Source organism: Mucilaginibacter sp. SG538B (assembly GCF_013376065.1).
Lineage (GTDB): Bacteria > Bacteroidota > Bacteroidia > Sphingobacteriales > Sphingobacteriaceae > Mucilaginibacter > Mucilaginibacter rubeus.
Genome location: NZ_JABMJI010000002.1, coordinates 934,913 through 954,296, shown reverse-complemented (window position 1 = coordinate 954,296; position 19,384 = coordinate 934,913). Strand labels below are relative to the sequence as shown.

The window sequence follows — 19,384 nt, the reverse complement described above, 5'->3', positions numbered from 1 at the left end:
TCCGAATTAAAATGGCTAAACCAAGTAACGAATATCTTGACGAAGAAAGAAAAAAATTATGGCAGAAACTTCTCGCTGTTGAAGACGAGCTTCATGAACGAATAAGTCAAGAAGTAGCAAAAAACGCTAGTGACTATTCGAGCCAAGCTAAACAAGCTTCAAAAATGGCATCAGAGTATCGTAATAAAAGCGAAATATCGAAAAATACCATACTTCAATATTTGGTCGATACGGAAGAAAAACACACCCAAATAACCGTTATAGCAAATTCGGTCGATGATCTGAATGCTCAAATTGCAGCTAAAGCAAAAGAGGCGAAGGATAGCATTGACAGTATTAATAAAAACTATGCTGATATTGAAACGAGGAAATCCGACATAGAAGAAAATATTCAAAAGCTAGAAGATATTTTTGAAAATTTTGACGACTTAACGGATAGTTTGTCCAAGTTAAATGAAGTTTTGTCAGATAGTGAAGAAACAGCGTCAAAAATTGAAGCTTTACATAAGTTATTAGTATCAAGAAAAAAAGATTTTGATCAACTTAACTATGAGGTTTTTGGCTACAAAGATTCACAAGAAGGAAAAGATACAGCAATTGAGGGGCTAAAAGACAAACTTGCAAAAGCCTATGATGGCTTAGATCAACAAATTACTACGTCAGTTAATAGCATCAATCAAGTAAAGTCACAAACAGAGAAAGATTATGAGACACTTATAGAAAATTCAAAAAAGTCTTATGATGAATATATCCTCGAATGGGGACTTAAATACGAAGCTTTGGAAGACAAAATTCAAGCCTTGTTGCCAAATGCTTTAACAGCAGGTTTAAGTTCTGCTTATTCTGAAAAAAAACAAGTCGAGCTTGACGAATACAAGCGATTAAACATAGCTTTTCTTATATCAATATGTTGTTTAGTATTCATTTCCATGATTCCTTTTGGCGTCAGCTATCTTTCATACACTAATAATAAACCGCTGGACAAAGTGCTATTGGATATGCCAAGGCTCGTGCTATCTATTTTGCCACTGTACATCCCTGTGCTTTGGGTTGCTTATTCCTCAAATAGAAAAATGAATTTATCAAAAAGATTAAGTGAGGAATATAGCCACAAAGAAGTGTTAAGCAAGACGTTTGAGGGTCTATCGACACAGATTAATAATATTGCAAACACCAAAGTTTCAGATGACTTAAAAAACAAACTTTTGTATAATATTTTAGAAGTAAGTTCGGAAAATCCAGGGAAGTTAATTTCAGACTACAATAAAGCAGATCATCCTTTAATGGATGCTTTAGATAAAAGTGTGCAATTGGCATCTGCTTTTGAAAAACTTGAAAAAATCCCCGGATTTGCTAATCTTGCTAAAAAGCTCAATAAGAAATCGAAAGCCATATTGGACGAAGAGGAAGAGAAAGCAAACGTTGGACTAAATTCTATCGATGACACAAACGAGAATACTTAAAACTAAATGCATATGGCCGAAGAAGATATAAAAGATAGTAATGTCAAATCTACAATAGAAGCAGTGACGGGCTTAGTTAAAGCTGTACCCGTCTATGAGGATGCGGTACAACCGGCAGCTAAACAAATTGGTAAATCACTTGAAACAATCACCAAAGCTGTTAATATTGCTCTAGTCCCTTTGAGAGGTTTAGTTTGGGGGTATGAGAGGATAGAGGAATGGCTGAAGATGAGGGTTGCGCAAAAACTCGAAAATATTCCTCAAGAAAACGTCATTACGCCGCCGCTACAAATAGCGGGCCCCACTATAGAAGCTCTTAGATATACAGGAGAGGATAGCGAAATACGTGAATTGTATGCAAACCTGATTGCTACATCAATGAATAGTGAGTTAGTACATAAAGCCCACCCTGGCTATGTTGATATCATTAGAAATATGACTTCCGATGAAGCTATTCTACTTAAATGCTTTGTATCTTCAGACATATATCCATTTATTGACGTAAAGAAAAAGTTGGATGACGGTTACATAATATGTTATTCAACGTTCACAATTTTTCATCGACCTTACAACATATCGAGGATAGATCTAATCCCATTGTACATTGACAATTTAATTAGATTAGGGCTGTTAGAACGAACTGATACACTGCTACTAACTCAACCTAATACCTATGAGCCCTTAGTCGAAGATGAATATTTAAGTGATTTGAAATGTCAAATTACATTGAGTGAAAGAGAAATTGGCTACAACAAAGGGATAATTCGTCTTAATTCATTCGGAAAGGAGTTTGTTAATCACATAGTTAATAGCCTTTGATCATAATAAAGCTTTTAATTCTTTAATTGGCGTTTGGTAGTTACCTCGGCTGCATTCCAATATTTAACATCAAAGCCGTGATGTAAAAGTACAATGAAGCAATAAATATGCGATACCGTTAGGTTATTATATAAACTGAGATAAAAAGTGTAATTCACCACAAAGTTAGCTGATCATCAGCACATCGTTCAACTTCGTTTCAAGGTAGTATTTCCCAATTGGGTATCCCTATTGGGAGCCTCTACAATTACTCAATCTCCACCTTGCCTTAGTGCTGCTGATCATCAGTGAAAACTTATGAAATAATATATGAAATTAATTTATAAAAGTTATTTTTACTTTGCCTAATCAGTATTCAATAACTAACTGAATGATCTCAATTTCCATATTCAACAATAAAGGTGGCGTTGGTAAAACTACTTTGCTATGTAATATAGCAGCCTATTTGAAAACACATAAAAGAAAGAAGGTGATCATCATTGATGCAGACCCTCAAAGCAACGCAACAATTTACCTACTTCCCTTTGATGACATCTATGAGCTATATAAGAAACCCAATTCCGAGAAGACTATAAACGACCTATTTAAGGAATATAGAAAGACTAGCACATACTTTAGCAAGGATTTGCCTATACATAGTAGCCCCCGTTTCATGGTAGATATAATACCTGGCGATCCCAATATCTCTACTTATGAGGATTTTCTTTCTAAAGATTGGTTCGAAGGGATCAACGGTGAACCACGAGGCCTAAATACTACCATGATATTCAAAGACTTACTAATCAAGTTGGAGGCCATGGGATATGACTATGCATTTTTCGATGTAGGTCCCTCTCTTGGAGCAATCAATAGATCAGTGTTATTAGCATGCGATTACTTTATCTTACCAATGTCGTCAGACATTTTCAGTTTGAAAGCAATTGAAAACATCGAGCTAACAGTAAAGTCGTGGCAAAAAAGCTTCAAAATAGGACTAGATAAATACTCTGAATCAGAGATGGAGCAATATACTATAAGAGGAAATCCTATATCACCGCATTTGAAATTTCTAGGATATGTTACCCAACAATATACAGCGAAGTCCGTCAATGGCGAAAAGAGAGCAGTTAAGGCATTTGACAAGATAATCAAGGAAATTCCAGTAAATATAGCCAAGCATTTGGTGCCCATAAATGGTACCACCGAACCTATTGAATATAACCTCGGGGAAATTCAAACCCTTCACAGTCTTATTCCTTTGTCGCAAACAGCTAATTCACCCCTATTTAGTCTTAAGGCTGACGACGGTGTAGTTGGTGCACACTTCTCAAAGGTAAAGGAGTTCCTAACGACAATAACCAATATTGTTAACAAGATTGATGTAAACCTCTCAATTCTTGAGCAATGATAGTTTGGGATGATTACTTAATTCGAGAATTGGCATTAAGAAAATGCATAATTGTCATTGGTTCTGGCATCTCTAAAAACTCTTCAAACGCAGCAGGAAAACGTCCGATGACCTGGGTTGAATTTCTCGACTTCGCGAATAGCAAAATTACTAAGACATCTGTTAGGGCGGATGTGACTAAACTTATTAGGTCAAATGACTACCTTACGGCTTGTGAGGTAATAAAAAATACCTTGACGAGGAACACGTTCAACGATTTTATGATGGATGAGTATCATACACCTGGCTATCCGCCTGCTCCCATCCACGAAACGATATTCAAGTTGGACTCAAAGATTGTAGTTACACCTAACTTTGATAGAATATACGATACATATGCCTCGACAACCTCGAATGGCACTGTAATAATAAAAAGACATACAGATGCAGACGTAGCCAGCACAATACGAAACCACAAGCGCTTGATTATAAAGATGCATGGGACTATCGATGATGTAAATGAGGTGATTTTTACACGAAGTGACTATGCCAACGCAAGAACACGATTTAAAAATTTCTATACCATAATGGATGCACTGGCTATTACACATACGTTTCTTTTCCTTGGCTGCGGGACCAATGACCCTGACATTAGAATGATGCTAGAAGACTATTGCTACAAATTTAGTTTCAGCAGAGAGCATTACTTCGTAATTCCGAAAGGACAAAACTCACGATCTGTAAACAAAATCTTAGAATCGACGATGAACTTGAAGATGGTTGAATATTCTTCAGATAATCACCATGCCGAATTGCATACCGGTCTAGCCGAACTACTTTCGAAAGTGGAAGCGCAGCGTGACTTGATAGTAGATAAACAAGATTGGTAAGCGCCAACTAAACAATAAAGCCGGGGACTTTCGAAACGCATGCTGCTATTATCTACCTTTTAAAGGTATCATCAATTACCGTTGAATGAAAACGTTAATATGAATCAACTAACGAAACGCGAATTCATTCTCAACCAAGAAAATCACTAGTAGCGTTAGCCGAAATCTATCAACACGGGGTTGACCAATACACTGTTGACTTGAAACACTCTCAAAGAGTATTGAACGAACTCGATGAAGGTGTTAGCGATAACCCGAGGGAAGAGTATAAAGTTTTGATACAAGCTGATCCAGGAGATTAATTTAGACCGATTATATCAATTAATGTCGTCCTTTAAAATTGCTACCTGTAAAGAATATAGAAAGAGTTCGACTACACTATAGGAGTTCATTATGGTTTCCAACTGTCATTCTATAATCCACGAATTTCCAATCCCCCTTAAAACAGGAAAATCTTGAAATTTTGGGATCGTTAATTTGGTATACAGATAGCGCAAAGAGTGAGGGTGCTTTGTCCTTATTTATTTATAGGCTAACATTGAATGATAATGATATAATGAATTATTAGGCAAAGTTACGCTTATAGCTGCTGAAGCGTGCAAGAGCTTCCGGCATAAACCCACAGGCACCACACCACCCATTTATTCCTTTGCCATCTTGCACTTGATTGCTATAAGCGTGTTATGGCAACATAATTCATTTATTCACTTAACAAAAACAGTATGAAAAAGACGATCAGATTAAAACACTTACGTACCCTTTCGTGTTCTCCTCGAACAGGTTCGACTCTAAAGTAGATTGAAAATCAGAAACTTAACCAAATAAAATGGCGATATTTCCCTTAGATGGCATGCAAGAGGTCATCGGTTCGACTCCGATATTCTCCACTGATTATCAAGCACTTACATGAATTTGTAAGTGCTTTTTATGTTTTATCGCTTGTTTTCAGCCTCTTAACGCGACACCTAACCTTAAAATAAAAGTCATTTAATTAAAGGAAAATAATAAAAATGGCTGATTAATAGCTATTTATAAATATACTAAATACAAAATTGCATGCAAGAGGTCATAGCAATATTTGAAAAAGTAAAACGAAGGTAAAACTTGCGTTTACTAAGCCTTTTTATATCAAAAGAAAATCTTAGCAGGATCTTGCTAAGGTCAATCTAAATTCAAATTGATAATAATGATAATAAATAGTTATTCTTTATTGAATAAATTTTACCTGCGTAATTATCTAATAAGTAATTTGCTCTATAAACATTAACTAATCGCGCCCGGTTTAGGAAATAGATCCTGGAAGTAATAGATTGCTTCTGCATAATGTGTATCTGCAATTCCGCCTCGTAAAAGATAAGTCGAAAGTTTACGAACAACATCGTTTGTAAGATCGTCCACCAATGAAATCACATATTCGTAATTACTGGTTATAATCTGCGGGTCGAGCGTGTATGTATTAACAAAATCAACATACCCGCCTTTGAATTGAGGAGTTCTAGGCAGAAATCTTAATTTTTCCCCAACGAGATTATCAGTAATGCTTCTCTGAATCTTACTATCACCATCCTTTTTCTTGAACTCAGCAATTTTCTTTTCGTCAACTTCATTTACTTCACAGACTAAAATTTGATTGAAATTATTGTTAGCTAAATTACAACGAGGCGTTGCGATAAACACATGATTGTTGGATTCTTTGTTTTTGAAAATATCGCCCGTCCAAATCGCACAGCCAGCGTTTCGCCTGTAGTAATGCTCAATAGTATTTACCCTAACCGCGGCAGAATTTTCTTTCGTGCTTATCAGATTTTGATATACTGACCTGATGGCAATTCTTTCGAAAACCTCCTTGATTCTTGCCTGAAAATCCGCAGGCTCGGCACTCTCAATGGAACTTATTATTTGGGCTATTTCGTTCGATTTAAACTGTTCAACAAAGGAGTTATGCACTTCCTTCATGATTTTATTTTCAAGACTTCCACCATTAGAAAATATGTCCAAAAAACCGCTATCGTAAAACTTCTTAAGGAGATCAACAATTTCCTTTGGCGACTTCGTAGTTTTTAACACTTTGAATACCGTACCACGATCTGCTAAACCTTCATAAGTATTCAGATAAGCACTATGTACAAAAATTGGAATACGATTATTAGCGTACTGATCATTGATGTAATCAATCGATTTAAAGCTTTTAGATTGATCTTCTGATTTATTGTTAGAAAGATCCATAATGAGGCATTTGATTCTTTTTTTATTAGCCTCGTCACCTATTGCTTTTTCATATTCATCATAGGTTTTACAATGTATCAGATCTAATGGAAGCTCAATGTCTTCCATCAACTGTGTCAATGATTTAATTACAGAGTCATGATCTTCAAGGATTAGTACTGCATCCATATTATCAAGTGCTAAGATTTATTAGGTTTTTTTAAGTAAAAGCCCGGACCGAAAGTAAAATTAGTGGCTTCAATCTCCCAATTGATACTGTCTAACATACTTCGCGTAAAGGATAAACCCAGGCCAGTTGCATTGCGCTCTTTTTTTCCGGTAATTCCGTAATCAAAAATAATTTCCAAGTCTTCCTCGGGAATTAACGGACTTGTATTACTGATCAAAAATGTATTGGCATCAATCAGTTGAAAGTTGATCATCTTTTCTTTATCTGAGAAATCCAGCCAGTACATCGCATTATTGATAATATTTAAAAAAGCAATCCAAAACGGGTACTCCACCTCTTTAAAAGAAAAATCATTCAGTTGAGCGTCAACATTGATTTTTATGCCATCCTTTGCAATCTTTTCTCTAAACATTTGAAGTACTTTCATAAAAGTATCTAATGGTTTAAAGTCTATCGCTCTGGATTTACCGATTGCTGGTTTTAAAGAGTCCTTTAATTCTTCAATTATTTCAAGTGCTTCATGAATATTATCCGCTCTATTGGCCAGCGTAGCTTTTAACTTTTGATCACCTATCTTTTTGATGTTGTTATTCAAAGATTCTAAAGAGCCTCCGATAGCACTTAGTGGCTGCGATAATTCATGGTAAACTAGTTCCAAGCCTGTTCCCAAGGTCGCTAAGCGCTGGGACAGCGTTAACGACTCTTGCATGTTGTCTAATGCGGTATTGGTTTCTAATACAAATTGCTCAGCGAACTTTTTGAGTTCCTGGTCTTCGGTGCGTGATGCAATGTATTGGATGAACTTTTCAGAATCTGGACGGTCCAATTTAGAAATCGCTCTGCCGCGGCCTAGATTATGATATGCACGATATCTACCACGGCGTTTGCCCGCCTCTTCTAAAATTCCGTTGATTATCTTTTTAAAAACAATAAAAGCCTTATTCTCAAAAAAGCCTTCACGGTTTGTTTTTTCACTTAACCCATCGTTCTGGGGTGAATAAAGAAATGTATAACCTAATATTTGATTAGGACCTATACTTACCTGGTGCCGTTTCACACGCTGAGCGCCCAAGCTTAACCAATCCTTGTCTTCTTCTCCGTAAGGTTTAACACCAAAGCCATTTTTTGAGACTTTGAGGCCAAGATACTGGTTCATCAATTGGGTTGCTTCCCGCCGCCCTGGAACCTTTAACAACTTCACCATATTGTCTTTGGAATCATCATCCAAATCATAGATCCTTATGTCAAAATAAAATTCGCCAACGTTGGCATCTTTATATTTTAACGGTACGTCATCATTATCAAAAAGATTTCTAATTCGTATTCCCTCATCAGACAATACATATTTTGCATCAATAGCGAATTCCTCATCACGAAGATCCGTAGCGACACGTCGGCAAACATACTTACCAGACACATCACAGCTATCAGTAACTTTTCCAAAAACCCGGTAATCGTAAAAGTCTATGATCTGCGAGGACTTTACTTCCTCAAATTCAGCACCTAATTTTTTATGATTTACAATGAAGTTTGTACCATAAAAGAGCTCAAAGGTATCTGTGCCATTACTGATCTTTAATTTATTATCAATAATATGCTCCGAAACCAAATCATTTTGAATTTGGTCATTCAATCGAAGCGGTGTAATTAAGTCAACTAATGCTTTATAAAACGTAGTATTTTCAAGATTGCTATATTCTACTTCCTCTTCGATAATAGTCTTTACGGAATTGTCTACATCCTGGAGGACGATCATCGTTCCTTCTTCAAAATCCCAAAATGGTGTTGCACCAACAATATTGATCAAATTACCATTCCTATTAAGTTGGAATTGCTCCAAATACGCCCCATCACTAAACAATGGCTTAAAATCATCGATTTGCCCACCTGGAAAAGAAATATCGTTAAGCAGCCCTTCGACACGAAACAATTCACGATCAATCCGAAGCCAATTGTACAGCGGTTCATTTTTTTTTTTGGTAATGACAGTGAGATATCGCCCCAATGCCATTGCTGCCAATCGGCCAATACCTTTCGAACCCAAGAAGCGCCGCTCATATATCTCGCTACGACGGCTTTCGCGATCTTCATCCCTTTTGCTGCTTCGTGAGGTTATTAACCAGCTGCCGAATAAGGTTTCCTTATCCATTCCCAAGCCGTTATCTTTTATGACAAGGAAATTCTTTTGCGGGTCTTTATCGTATTGCGTGTAAACCCAACATTTGTCAGCATCAGCGTCGTAGCTATTCTTTACCAGTTCGTTAATCGCGGTTGAAGGATGCCCAATTTGCTCTTCGCCCATTTGAATAATGGACATGGCACCAGATAGAAATTTATGTTGAGTGATAGGTGGCATGGGTCTGTATTAACTTAGATTATCGGCATGATCCTTAGACCACTCATTGAAGGATTCCGTCGTCACTGGATGAAGATCGTGCTCCATAGAATAGGATATCAAGCTATTAACCGCCTTATTTATCTCTCTTGGAGTCAAATCATTGGCTGGGATTGTATTAACTACGAGCTGCGCGATTTCAGCATTAAAAGGACTTTCAGCTTCTTTATCTGTCTTTGCGGCAGCCAGCAATTCAGTTATATATTCAAGTCCGTCAGCCTCGCTAAATTCTACATATCGAATACGCTTGGTAACTCTTGACCAAATAGCTTCGCCCAAAATGACCTGAATTACTGTTTCTTGTCCCTCGGCTAGAGTAAAGTTCATAAAGAACAGCAAACGATCTGGAATATTATCCATTAGATCCCGCAGCAATTGGGAAAATACCTTATAATTTTTAGGAGCGTAATAAATCAAATCCTCCATTTCATCCAACCAAATCACGATGCGACCATTGTTTATGGCTTCAGTCCCCGTGTAGCAAGCTAAAATGCCCGTCAAGAATTTCGCGCTGTCGCTGTCTGAAACGATGTCTCGGGCGAGCCCTAATTTTTTTAACTCAGTTTTTGAAAGACCAGAAAACAAAAAGCGGTTCATCAATCCAACGGTTTCTGCATCTTCAGAACCTATTAACGCAATAGCTTTCGCATATTCCTTTGTGGCTTTCGGAGCTAAATATTCAATTAAAGCTTCTTCACCCACAGCTAATATCAGCGCTTTGATATGTTGATTAAGATTATCAAACGTTATGCTATCTATGATTGCTGAAAATAACTCATCGGCTGCTTTAGTGCCTTCTTTAGGACATTTGATGTAGATATGCTGAATATTATCTGTGTTGGCTTTTTCCTTTATAAAATAAAAGGCACTAAATGTTTTACCACCGCCCCACGGACCCCAATTCAAAATTATTTGCTTTGAGTTGTTAGCTATACAATCCTGATAACTGCGTTCGATCCGGCTTTTAACATCTTTCATACTGGCCCATACCATATGTTGGTTGTCCTTATTGGCCGTTGTATCCTTAAAGGGATTAAAGCTCAGGTTAATATCATTTAGTGTTGCCATAATTATCTATTTTATGAGCTTACTGATTAGATCAATACGCTTAACATAACTCATTCTTTTTTTTGTCAATTCATTAGTTGTCTTTTCCGTATGATTTCCCATATTACGGGCGGTAAAAGATATTAACGATTGAAGCATTTCCAGCGCGATATCTCGTGATGGAATAATACTGTCCGCATATAAAAACAAAAGTACATCGAAAGATGTCCATAAACGAATGGCCGGAAAAGCTTCGGAATATTCGGTGGCGAAAGAATTGATAGCTTTTTTATCGTCGGTAATGTAGATGAGTCCACTTCTTTTGATATGATGAACCTGATCTATGGCGACTGCATAATTGTCAATTTCTCCCTTGTTATTTTTCGGTTCACCGGTCAATTTTCTTTGAACTCTTGAAGTAAGTGGTTTGCCGACCATTCTCTTTTCGTATTCTTCTATGGTATGAAGACGAGTACTTAATGTCTTTTTACCACGAAAAAGAAAGGATGGTAAACCTTTGTCCCGGTGATCGTTCAATTCGATTTCAACTTCATGGCTAAACTGAAAATTGGAGCGTTCCTTCAGATGCGAAAGCAAGGATGTTTGCTGAAATTCTGAATTGGAGAGTACAATACAGCTGCTTGTATCAATTATACAATCGATGTTCATTTATTAATCGTGATAGTAATGTAGCTTTCGCTGAGTCGGCCACTAATCTTTTGGTTATAGGATTTATTATCGTATATAAAAGAGGACTCTAAAGCCTCCTTTATTTGACTAAAATTAATAATAGTTTTCTTATTGACCAACAATTCCATACTTAAGAAAAGATATGTACTGTTTAGCGGCAAACGAAAACCGACGCTAGACTTTACATTTTTTGCTGCCTTTTCCAAAGCTTCGCCAAGCAAATGATTTCGTGTCTGTATTGGTAGTGCCGAAAAATATTCAATGTCTTTTAAGGAATATATATGTCCGACGGTATCAAAGAAGCTTTTATTTAACCACACTTCAGAAATATCCGTTATTCTATGTTCTTGCCCGATATTGGGTAAGAGCTGCAACAGGCGTTTTCCAACTTCCGAAAGTTTATATTTAGTTGATCCTTTTATTCTTAAAATTTCCACTAAGCCAAGGGTCGAAAGCCACTCATAGCGAGGCGCAATGATGTGTTCGGCGTAAACTTCTGGGCTACGCCAGATATAATTTACGGCTCTTAGTTTATTGGTAATCAAATGCCGATATGATGGTGATATACGCTCTTGCTTAGTAGCTAGCCGTTTATTTAAAACCTCTTTAAAAGATTTTTGAAGGTCGCTCTGGGATTTACCGAGGCTTTCTGTTAGCTGATCTAAGCATAGCAGAATACCATCTGCATCAGTTTGTAGAAGTTGAAATAGATAAAATATACGCTCTTGAAATGACAGTAACTGACTAGTTTGCTCAGCTTCATTGACGCTTAATAAATAGAGCAAAATGTAGCTAATATTCGTATCTATAAAGACATTATTGAATCCTTGAATAAGTCCTAATGATTCAGCCAATCCGTAGTAATACCTTAAGGCAGCTGTTTTCTTTCCGTTATTGGTGATTTTGCCTTTGCTCTGCCGATAAGCTTCGTTTTTGAGTTCCTCGTTTAAGCTCCAAGAAATCAGCATCTCATCCAACAATCGTTTTGGCAACTGCTTATTATTCAACTGTCGGACAGTCTCAGTGACTACTGCTAGCTGTCTGGCAGTTGTTTGTAAGTTCTCGATGAACCTAAAATTATCTACACTGAGTTGGTCTGAATGCTGCTCTGCCATTGAAAAGATTTAAATAAAACATGCGGCGCAGCCCTCTTCCTCTGAATCATCCAAAATATCACGCAGGTATGGCGAATTACTCTTACGCTTTTTATTGAGGAATTCTCTTTTTATCGTAGCAATCCTTTCGGGTTTGCTTAACTCCACTAGGCTTTCTTTTTGATTCCAGGTAAACCCTTCTTTCTCATTTTCATAAGCCATGGCCTTATCAAATAGATCCCGGTGTTGTTCAAACAACCAAACCCACTCTATTTTTTGCTGGAAAAAGCAAAAATAGCAGCCTGAACGGCTCCTAGCATATTCGCCAACCACTCCATCCACTTCAAATTTTATCTTTTCATAATATTGAGGTACCCCGACACCACTGTTACGTAAAATATCAAAGATATCATCTCTAACCAGGATGTCATCGTTTTCAACTAAAGCAAAGGATTCTTCCATGGACAATGGGTAGCTCGTTGATTTGAGAAAATCAAATACCAATCTGTTAAATTCCTTAACACCTTCGCTGAGTAATAATGCCAGTTTTTGGTCGGAGGTAAAACCCATCGTTAAAGGCCGATCAATAATCTCCAAAGCTCTCGCTGATAGGCCATAATTATTTAACGAGATCAAGGTATTGAGGCTACCGATATTTTCTGGCTTTAATACCTTAGCTATAACATCTTCACTCCAAATATTTTGTCTAAAAGGAAATATTGATTGAATGTTTGTTTTGCGCGAAATATAACCTTCACGATCCTCATCACCCCGTATTCCAACATAAGAAATCACCGGATCATTACCTACAAATTCCTCAAATGGATGCAGTTTAAGATATTTAGTACACCAGCGGATATTAGAAGATGGCAAGTAATTGCCGAAAACATTATAAAAATGATCAAAAGGGTCTTCCGTACTTTTAGCCGCATTTTTTAAAACGGTAATACTTTTCCCTAGAAAGGTTTCCAGGTTTGCGATTAACGCGTAGGTTTCATCTAATTCCTTACCTGTATCACAGAAATAATATTCCATGTCCAACTCAGGGTGCTTCTTTTTGAGATATATCGCTAAAGCCGCACTGTCTTTACCTCCCGAAATACCCAATACGTGTCTAACCTTTTTGTTCATTTAAATAATCTTTTAACAGTCCCGTCAATACCGCCAAATTTAAACCAATATCGCTACCTAAAATAGTTTTGATTTGACTACTTACCGCTTCAGCTTCTTTAATTTGTTCGTTAGATATTCGCAAAATTCCTTTATTTAAGCCATGCGCTACCGATGTTAACTCTATTTTGATAACTTCCTCTTTTTCAGGATCAACCGAATTTAGATGAAGATCATTAAGATTGTCTAACTCATATAGTAAGTCTTTAAAACGATCAAAGAGCAACACCTCATCATTATCATTAATAGAAGCGAGTGGTTTACCCACGCAAGCTTGCGCCAAAGCACTCAGCCAGGCAGTGCGATCATCGAGGTCAGATTGTAGCCGGGTGATAAATGGCTTTTGCTGAGATAGCAATAAATGAAATTTGATCTTATTGTAGCGCTCTTTTAATACATCACGGTAAGCAGGAAAAAGTTCAGTAGTTCCAATGCTACTTTTTAAGTGTGATTCGAATCTATCTATCAGTAAATCATAACTTGAACGTATCTCACGTATAGCATCTTGGATTTGCTTGATGTAGACTTCTGCAAGCCCTGTATTTTTCTGTAGGTCTTCCAAACTGTAACCTAACGCTGCAGGAAAATCTTCAAAAAATGCCTTTTCAGGATCTTTAGCTAATTCGATAACTTTTCTTAGCGCCAGCGTTTTTTTACTTAACCGCTCCGTCTTCTTGCAATAATCCGGCAAATCGCGATAAAACACTAAAAATGGCTTAATCGTCTGTATCAGCGCCCTATTAGTCGGCCTGCTATTTTCAGGTTGGTTGATTAAGATCCGATATTGATTAAATAATTTAAGTTTTGTTGCATCAATATTAAAAGCTTTGACGGTGAATTGCATCGGCTTTTTGTTCAGCAACTCCAACACGTCATATTCGATTTCAGGCACGTAGATTTGATTGGCATAAAGCGCATATTCGTCTCTATTTGCTAACAAAAAAATCGGTATCCAGTAATCAATCAAGCCTTGCTTTAATTTGTACGGCTTAGCTGACAAAACATGAATAAACTCTTCGATACTCCTTGCTTTACTTTTCGTTGATTGCAAGAATTTCAATCCAGCTTCCCATAACGGCAAAAATGAAGTATCGGTTGGCGTACCCAAATACCCTTGCCCCCCTATTATCCGGTGGATACCGGTATGCCTCAGCAATGATAAATAAATTGATTTTTCAGGCGGAAATTCCTGGTCAGTAAACCCAACGTTGGCTAAATTAAGTTCCTGAAGTAGCTTTAAATTTAATTTATTTCGTGCAAGTGCTATTTGCCCTGATACCCTTGCCTTGTTGATTAATTCATTTTTATAGACAGGTGCATCGGGATACACATCTTTGCAAATCCCTGATAATATCTGATTGAAAGTTTGCCGATTGGTGATATCGCAAGGTTTGCCTGCAAAATACCATTTGATCAGCTTTTTATCTGAGTAAAGGCTGTCTAAAACATAATGATTTAGTTGCTTAATTTTGATTTGCAACTCTTCATCAAGTAACTTTAAGGCAACACGATCATCCTGGTTTGACTCAATAACTTTTTTTACTTTTTGAATATCAAACAAAACTTCTTTGATCTGACTTGTATTACGGTAGCAGCCGTATAAAATCGCCTCATCGGTTTTTGAAGAAAACTCTTTAACCTGCGCTTCCATTTCGGGGCTTTCCGAAAAAATCAAGTTAATAAAGCCATCAATCTCGCCTTCTGGTGTTACCGCCACCGGGGCTTCGGTTAATTTAAATTGGAAAAATCTCGGTGTACCTTTTCGAAAATATTCCGCTCTTGCTGAAATAAATGGAAATTCAAAGTATTGATTCAGGTGATTAACAATATTGGTAACCTTTTCTACTAGTTTACCTGCATTATCAATCGCCACTTCGATATCAAGATCGGTGCTTTCAAAAAGCACATACCGAAAATTATGGCTAACAAACCGGATAAGCTTCCTTTTATCCAATTGCCGAATAATATCTTCAGGTTGCTTTATGCCAAGCGCCAATTTTGCGTAGTCATAGTAAAATTGCGGTTCCAATCTTGCGCTGTAAGTGGCAAATATATTGAGTAGTCCAATCAATTTTATTAAACTCTCCGCTTGATGTTGCTGATCTGCATTACTAAATACACCTTCAATGCGTTCGAGTGTGCGCCTCATTGCTGACCACTGGGCATGGTCGGGATTGTATTTCGACGTTAGAAAAGTGTAATGATCATTCAAGAGTAAATCATACAGATTTGTGACACTAATAAAATCAACCGACTCTTTTTTTAATGAGTTCGGCCAAAATTGCCCGATAGTTTCAATGAATGAAAACAGGCTGCGTTCATTTTGCCCATACTTTTGCAATGCCAGCGTAAGTACCGCGGCTGACAAAATATCAAAAGGATATAACTTACTTGCAAAGTCTTTAGCGAAGTAGTTTTTTAATGGAAAAACCTTCGCATCTGCGATAATCTTGAATAATTTATCAAAAATTTTATCGCTGACTTTGATCGGAAATTTTTCATTTAAGCGCTCCGATGCTAGGAATAGCAATTGCTCTACCGGCTCGTTAAAAGGTAACTCCTTGAAGCGCCCCTTTACCTTTTCCCATTCCTGCCTTTGCAAATTATTCAAGGATAGAGAGTAAGCGCTAAAATTTTGGTGCAGGACAGTTAATAGCGCAACGTTCTTTGATTGATCGTTCGCCCATTCTGCTAGCTGCTGAAGGAAATATATCTCCGAAGCAGGATTGGTCTTTGCAGCATACTCTAAAAATTTACCGAACTCATCTATTACGATGATCAAGCCTTTGCCAGAATGCTCGGATAAAATATACTGATGATCGAGTGCCGCCAAAATATCATTTACCGAATGTGGAGCAGATAAGTTTAACAGTGAAGCGATATGCCTTTCTAAGGAGTCGTATTCGCCAACTATGTTCAGAAATTGATAGCTCGCACCCGGTAGTTGATGTTTGTCGTTAAAATAATTTGCTTTGCCTGATATTGTTTGCTCAAATGCCAGCAAAAAGGAAGACTTGCCAGTTCCGTAGGCCCCAATAATGATGTGGGATTTCGCACCTGTAGCCAAGCTGTTAAAGACAGTTTGAAACGTCTTTTGAGCGTTAGCGGTTTGTATATAATCAAACTTCTGTTCTCGATCCCTTAATATATTTACAGAGGGTGAATATTTAATTGCGATAGTACCCATTTAATATGTTCCACTTGTTAGGTTTAGTTTTAAATTGTAATTCCCGGATGCCAGCAGTATCGGTCAGTGTAATATCCGCTGTGCACATAGACAATAATTTGTTATACAAGCCCTCTTCTGATAACATAAATATCGCTCCTGGCGAGTTAGGTCCAACGAGTAAATCTCTCAATGATATAGAGTCCCCATAACCGTCATTGTCTAAAATGCTATAGAGGATCAACTCAGCGGGAATATCCGTTTGGAGCTTGTTTTCCACTTTATACCAGTCAACTAGATGGTCGTCGGCGTCTAAAGACTTAAAAGTTTCCATCACTTCAAGATCGATCATCAGTCCCAAGAAATCTTCTTCAATATCAATTTTGTAGGTTTTTGATAATGGTTTTAAATAATGCCTGATAAAGAGATTAATATCAGACATGATAGTATTATCGTTTGACGTCCTCTGATTGTATTCCTGGTACTTATGCCTGATGAAGCTCAATAATTGAGGTTTGGTAAATTCGGGTTTTCCTTTTCGGAATTCGTTAAAAAACAAATAATATATAGAAGCCTTGCCTGTTTTAACCAGATGGTAATGCAATAGCCAAATTGAGCATAAGTGCTCTAAATATTTATCTGCACCGCTCTCGGCATCGAATAAAAAACGGCCCAAAGTTGTAGGTTGGTTATCCGCATCAACAATATTAAAAGCTTTTAACCAATGAGCAATTGAACCCACCATGTTTTTTCCTACACCGAGTTGTATTACGGCGTTTTCGCTACTGAAATCACCATTTTCGATTACGAAATCATAACCTTTTTTAAGCCATAGTTGCTTACACACAAAAGATTCGTGACCAGAAAATTGAAGTTTTTGCATTATCAAAGTTAACAATATTTGACGCTACCGTAATTAAATACCTAAAAGACTTATGAACAGTTATGTTTATTGGTTAATAACTTTAAAGCTACTGTATGAAATACCACTCAATAATTATCCTTTTTCATTTTCTGAACCGGTCACTGATAACTATTTATTGTCAAATGCCCAACTTTTTTCCTTTTTCTCCGTCTTTTGGAAACAGCGGTAAAAAGCCGGACTTCTCGCGGTGTTTCGTAAGTACGGAGGTATTCAGGGCAAATCCTGAACGCCGGTGCTGTTGCGCCAGAAAAGCACTTGTTTTGAACGACAGTGAAAATTAAGGGTGCACCTAATGGATCGCAGCGGCATCCTACCTGACAGATACAGCGCAGAACCCGAGCCGCAGGCAACGGGACAGAAATAAGTTATATTTGAATATATATGACGGCAGAAGAATTTAAAGAACTGATGAACAGTTGGGTGTACCAGAAAAAAGGAACTATTAATAAGTATAATGAAAAGACACATCCCGGCACACAGCCCATCCGTGTGAATAATAATATGCTGGTGATGATGTTCGGGCATAGCTATCCCGGTTTTCTGACTGAACTCAAAAAACAGATTGAAGAAGGAAAACTCAATCCCAAAATAGATTTTGTATTTGCGGAAGAAGCCATACGTCATGACACAGGGTTTCACACACCACGTGTAGCTAAAGAAAGTAGAATGATCCAGTTGCACGAAACGTTTTTATCCTATTTATGGTGCATTACCTATGCGATTTATATCCTTTACCTTGAAACCGTCGACTATCCGGCGATGAATAAGATTGCGGGATATGAAAAATACCCGGTAAGCGAATCGAACATTGCAAAAGCGAGAGCATTGTTCGACTATGGAAAATCACTGATCGCTTTTTATTCAGGATGGGATAAGGAGCAATTGCCCAATCCCGAAATATACCTGGCAGAAGAAAGGAATTATCCGGAACAGACATCGCTGTTTTATACTGATGCAGTAAAATTCATTTTATCACATGAATACACCCACCTTAAATTACACATTGATCAAATCGACGAAAACACCCCTGAATCTTATTACCAGGCATTTGAATATGAAGCCGATAATGCAGCGATCAAAAATTCGTTAAAGGGCGCCACAAAAGATTCTATATATGCGGTATCCGGCGGCATTATTATCGGAATCTTGTCCATGTTTTTTTTCAAAGCTACCACCAGCGGTGAAAAGCATCCCGACGCGGAGGACCGATTGACCAACGCCCTGGAACAATTGCCCGACGTGGACAATGAACTGTCCTGGGGATTTGCCTGTATGGGGCTGGAATTATGGGATGAACAATTCGGTCATCACTTTGAAAAACTTGGCGGTGAACTCTCCAAAAAAGAGCTGTACTTCCACTATATCAAACAAATCAAATCCCGAAAGCAGCCATGAATGAAGTGATACTGACCGGTATCTGCGCCATCCTGAATGACAACAAATCATTATTAAGGCTTGCCATGCAGCAAAAAGCCAAGTTTGAAGGCTGGCTGAAATTTGAACTGGCGCATTACCTTACTCAAAACCAGTACGAAAATATTCAGCTTGAGCGGTCAGACGACGGCCAGCCTGGACGGCCTGATATCGCCTTTGAAACCTATGCAGGTGAGCGGTTTCGCATCGAGTTAAAAACATCTAATACCAACTGGTCTATTGCGGGCGTACGGGCAGCAACCAAACCCATTACCAAAAATATCCGGTCGATCATCAGCGACAGCCGGAAAACAGGCAGTACCCCGCTGATTGTCGGCTTTGTGTTGTTTCCTATCGGTCTCGAAGATCAACGGTGGCTGGTACACCTGAATGTTATCATCGCCGAAACCGGGGTCCAGCTTACGGAAGAAACACATTACCGGTTTGTTGAAATGGAGATTGACCGAATAAATAAATGCAGGGCGCTGGTCTGCACATTCACCGCTGTTCCCTCTCCCCAATCCCCGCTGTAGTATCACATTATAACTCAA

Annotated in this window: 14 protein-coding genes; 6 read left to right on the top strand and 8 right to left on the bottom strand. The window is 37.8% G+C overall.

Features of this window, described 5'->3' with window-relative positions; genetic code table 11:
- Positions 1-11: 11 nt before the first annotated feature.
- The 4 genes from FHW88_RS13555 (at position 12) to FHW88_RS13540 (ending at position 4,538) form a co-directional block, all read left to right on the top strand.
- Positions 12-1,463: a coiled-coil domain-containing protein gene (locus FHW88_RS13555; protein ID WP_176626060.1), complete on the top strand. Its 1,452-nt coding sequence runs from the start codon at positions 12-14 to the stop codon at positions 1,461-1,463.
- A 12-nt stretch (positions 1,464-1,475) separates the two neighbouring features.
- The gene (locus tag FHW88_RS13550) at positions 1,476-2,282 is read left to right on the top strand and encodes a DUF4393 domain-containing protein (RefSeq protein WP_176626058.1); all 807 of its coding nucleotides are present in this window, start codon (positions 1,476-1,478) and stop codon (positions 2,280-2,282) included.
- Positions 2,283-2,652: 370 nt separating this feature from the next.
- A complete protein-coding gene (locus tag FHW88_RS13545) occupies positions 2,653-3,669 on the top strand; it encodes a ParA family protein (RefSeq protein WP_176626056.1) in 1,017 nt (338 codons plus the stop codon).
- The gene (locus tag FHW88_RS13540; protein ID WP_176626054.1) at positions 3,666-4,538 is read left to right on the top strand and encodes an SIR2 family protein; all 873 of its coding nucleotides are present in this window, start codon (positions 3,666-3,668) and stop codon (positions 4,536-4,538) included. Before FHW88_RS13545 ends, FHW88_RS13540 begins: the two co-directional genes overlap by 4 nt.
- A gap of 1,263 nt (positions 4,539-5,801) precedes the next feature.
- Here FHW88_RS13540 and FHW88_RS13535 read toward each other — a convergent pair.
- From FHW88_RS13535 to FHW88_RS13500, 8 genes are read right to left on the bottom strand one after another with little or no spacing between them, the layout of a single operon-like run.
- Positions 5,802-6,932 carry a hypothetical protein gene (locus FHW88_RS13535; protein WP_176626052.1) on the bottom strand — a complete coding sequence of 377 codons (1,131 nt, stop codon included), beginning with the start codon at positions 6,930-6,932 and terminating at the stop codon, positions 5,802-5,804.
- An 11-nt stretch (positions 6,933-6,943) separates the two neighbouring features.
- Positions 6,944-9,289, bottom strand: a complete 2,346-nt coding sequence (locus FHW88_RS13530; protein ID WP_176626051.1) for a sensor histidine kinase — start codon at positions 9,287-9,289, stop codon at positions 6,944-6,946.
- 9 nt (positions 9,290-9,298) lie between these two features.
- Positions 9,299-10,396 carry a hypothetical protein gene (locus FHW88_RS13525; RefSeq protein WP_176626049.1) on the bottom strand — a complete coding sequence of 366 codons (1,098 nt, stop codon included), beginning with the start codon at positions 10,394-10,396 and terminating at the stop codon, positions 9,299-9,301.
- Between the two features lie 6 nt (positions 10,397-10,402).
- Positions 10,403-11,044, bottom strand: a complete 642-nt coding sequence (locus FHW88_RS13520) for a hypothetical protein (protein WP_176626047.1) — start codon at positions 11,042-11,044, stop codon at positions 10,403-10,405.
- Entirely contained in the window at positions 11,041-12,180 is a 1,140-nt protein-coding gene (locus tag FHW88_RS13515; protein ID WP_176626045.1) for a hypothetical protein, read from the bottom strand. Before FHW88_RS13515 ends, FHW88_RS13520 begins: the two co-directional genes overlap by 4 nt.
- A 9-nt stretch (positions 12,181-12,189) precedes the next feature.
- A complete protein-coding gene (locus FHW88_RS13510; protein WP_176626043.1) occupies positions 12,190-13,290 on the bottom strand; it encodes a phosphoadenosine phosphosulfate reductase family protein in 1,101 nt (366 codons plus the stop codon).
- A complete protein-coding gene (locus FHW88_RS13505) occupies positions 13,274-16,516 on the bottom strand; it encodes a hypothetical protein (protein WP_176626041.1) in 3,243 nt (1,080 codons plus the stop codon). The genes FHW88_RS13510 and FHW88_RS13505 overlap by 17 nt, the downstream gene beginning before the upstream one ends.
- Positions 16,497-17,378, bottom strand: a complete 882-nt coding sequence (locus FHW88_RS13500) for a DUF4007 family protein (protein ID WP_176626039.1) — start codon at positions 17,376-17,378, stop codon at positions 16,497-16,499. The genes FHW88_RS13505 and FHW88_RS13500 overlap by 20 nt, the downstream gene beginning before the upstream one ends.
- A gap of 423 nt (positions 17,379-17,801) precedes the next feature.
- On the opposite strand from FHW88_RS13500, the gene FHW88_RS13495 reads away from it, so the two are divergent.
- Both FHW88_RS13495 and FHW88_RS13490 read left to right on the top strand, forming a co-directional pair.
- Positions 17,802-18,815 (top strand): phage exclusion protein Lit family protein, encoded by a 1,014-nt coding sequence (locus FHW88_RS13495; protein ID WP_176626037.1) that lies wholly within the window; start codon positions 17,802-17,804, stop codon positions 18,813-18,815.
- Positions 18,812-19,366 carry a hypothetical protein gene (locus FHW88_RS13490; protein WP_176626035.1) on the top strand — a complete coding sequence of 185 codons (555 nt, stop codon included), beginning with the start codon at positions 18,812-18,814 and terminating at the stop codon, positions 19,364-19,366. Before FHW88_RS13495 ends, FHW88_RS13490 begins: the two co-directional genes overlap by 4 nt.
- Positions 19,367-19,384 lie beyond the last annotated feature (18 nt).

What these genes read in the sequence shown, in the direction of transcription:
- FHW88_RS13530 (WP_176626051.1), bottom strand. Translation starts at nt 9,289, where the DNA reads ATGCCACCTATCACTCAACATAAATTTCTATCTGGTGCCATGTCCATT.
- FHW88_RS13520 (WP_176626047.1), bottom strand. Translation starts at nt 11,044, where the DNA reads ATGAACATCGATTGTATAATTGATACAAGCAGCTGTATTGTACTCTCC.
- FHW88_RS13535 (WP_176626052.1), bottom strand. Translation starts at nt 6,932, where the DNA reads ATGGATGCAGTACTAATCCTTGAAGATCATGACTCTGTAATTAAATCA.
- FHW88_RS13515 (WP_176626045.1), bottom strand. Translation starts at nt 12,180, where the DNA reads ATGGCAGAGCAGCATTCAGACCAACTCAGTGTAGATAATTTTAGGTTC.
- FHW88_RS13495 (WP_176626037.1), top strand. Translation starts at nt 17,802, where the DNA reads ATGACGGCAGAAGAATTTAAAGAACTGATGAACAGTTGGGTGTACCAG.
- FHW88_RS13510 (WP_176626043.1), bottom strand. Translation starts at nt 13,290, where the DNA reads ATGAACAAAAAGGTTAGACACGTATTGGGTATTTCGGGAGGTAAAGAC.
- FHW88_RS13505 (WP_176626041.1), bottom strand. Translation starts at nt 16,516, where the DNA reads ATGGGTACTATCGCAATTAAATATTCACCCTCTGTAAATATATTAAGG.
- FHW88_RS13555 (WP_176626060.1), top strand. Translation starts at nt 12, where the DNA reads ATGGCTAAACCAAGTAACGAATATCTTGACGAAGAAAGAAAAAAATTA.
- FHW88_RS13490 (WP_176626035.1), top strand. Translation starts at nt 18,812, where the DNA reads ATGAATGAAGTGATACTGACCGGTATCTGCGCCATCCTGAATGACAAC.
- FHW88_RS13545 (WP_176626056.1), top strand. Translation starts at nt 2,653, where the DNA reads ATGATCTCAATTTCCATATTCAACAATAAAGGTGGCGTTGGTAAAACT.
- FHW88_RS13500 (WP_176626039.1), bottom strand. Translation starts at nt 17,378, where the DNA reads ATGCAAAAACTTCAATTTTCTGGTCACGAATCTTTTGTGTGTAAGCAA.
- FHW88_RS13525 (WP_176626049.1), bottom strand. Translation starts at nt 10,396, where the DNA reads ATGGCAACACTAAATGATATTAACCTGAGCTTTAATCCCTTTAAGGAT.
- FHW88_RS13540 (WP_176626054.1), top strand. Translation starts at nt 3,666, where the DNA reads ATGATAGTTTGGGATGATTACTTAATTCGAGAATTGGCATTAAGAAAA.
- FHW88_RS13550 (WP_176626058.1), top strand. Translation starts at nt 1,476, where the DNA reads ATGGCCGAAGAAGATATAAAAGATAGTAATGTCAAATCTACAATAGAA.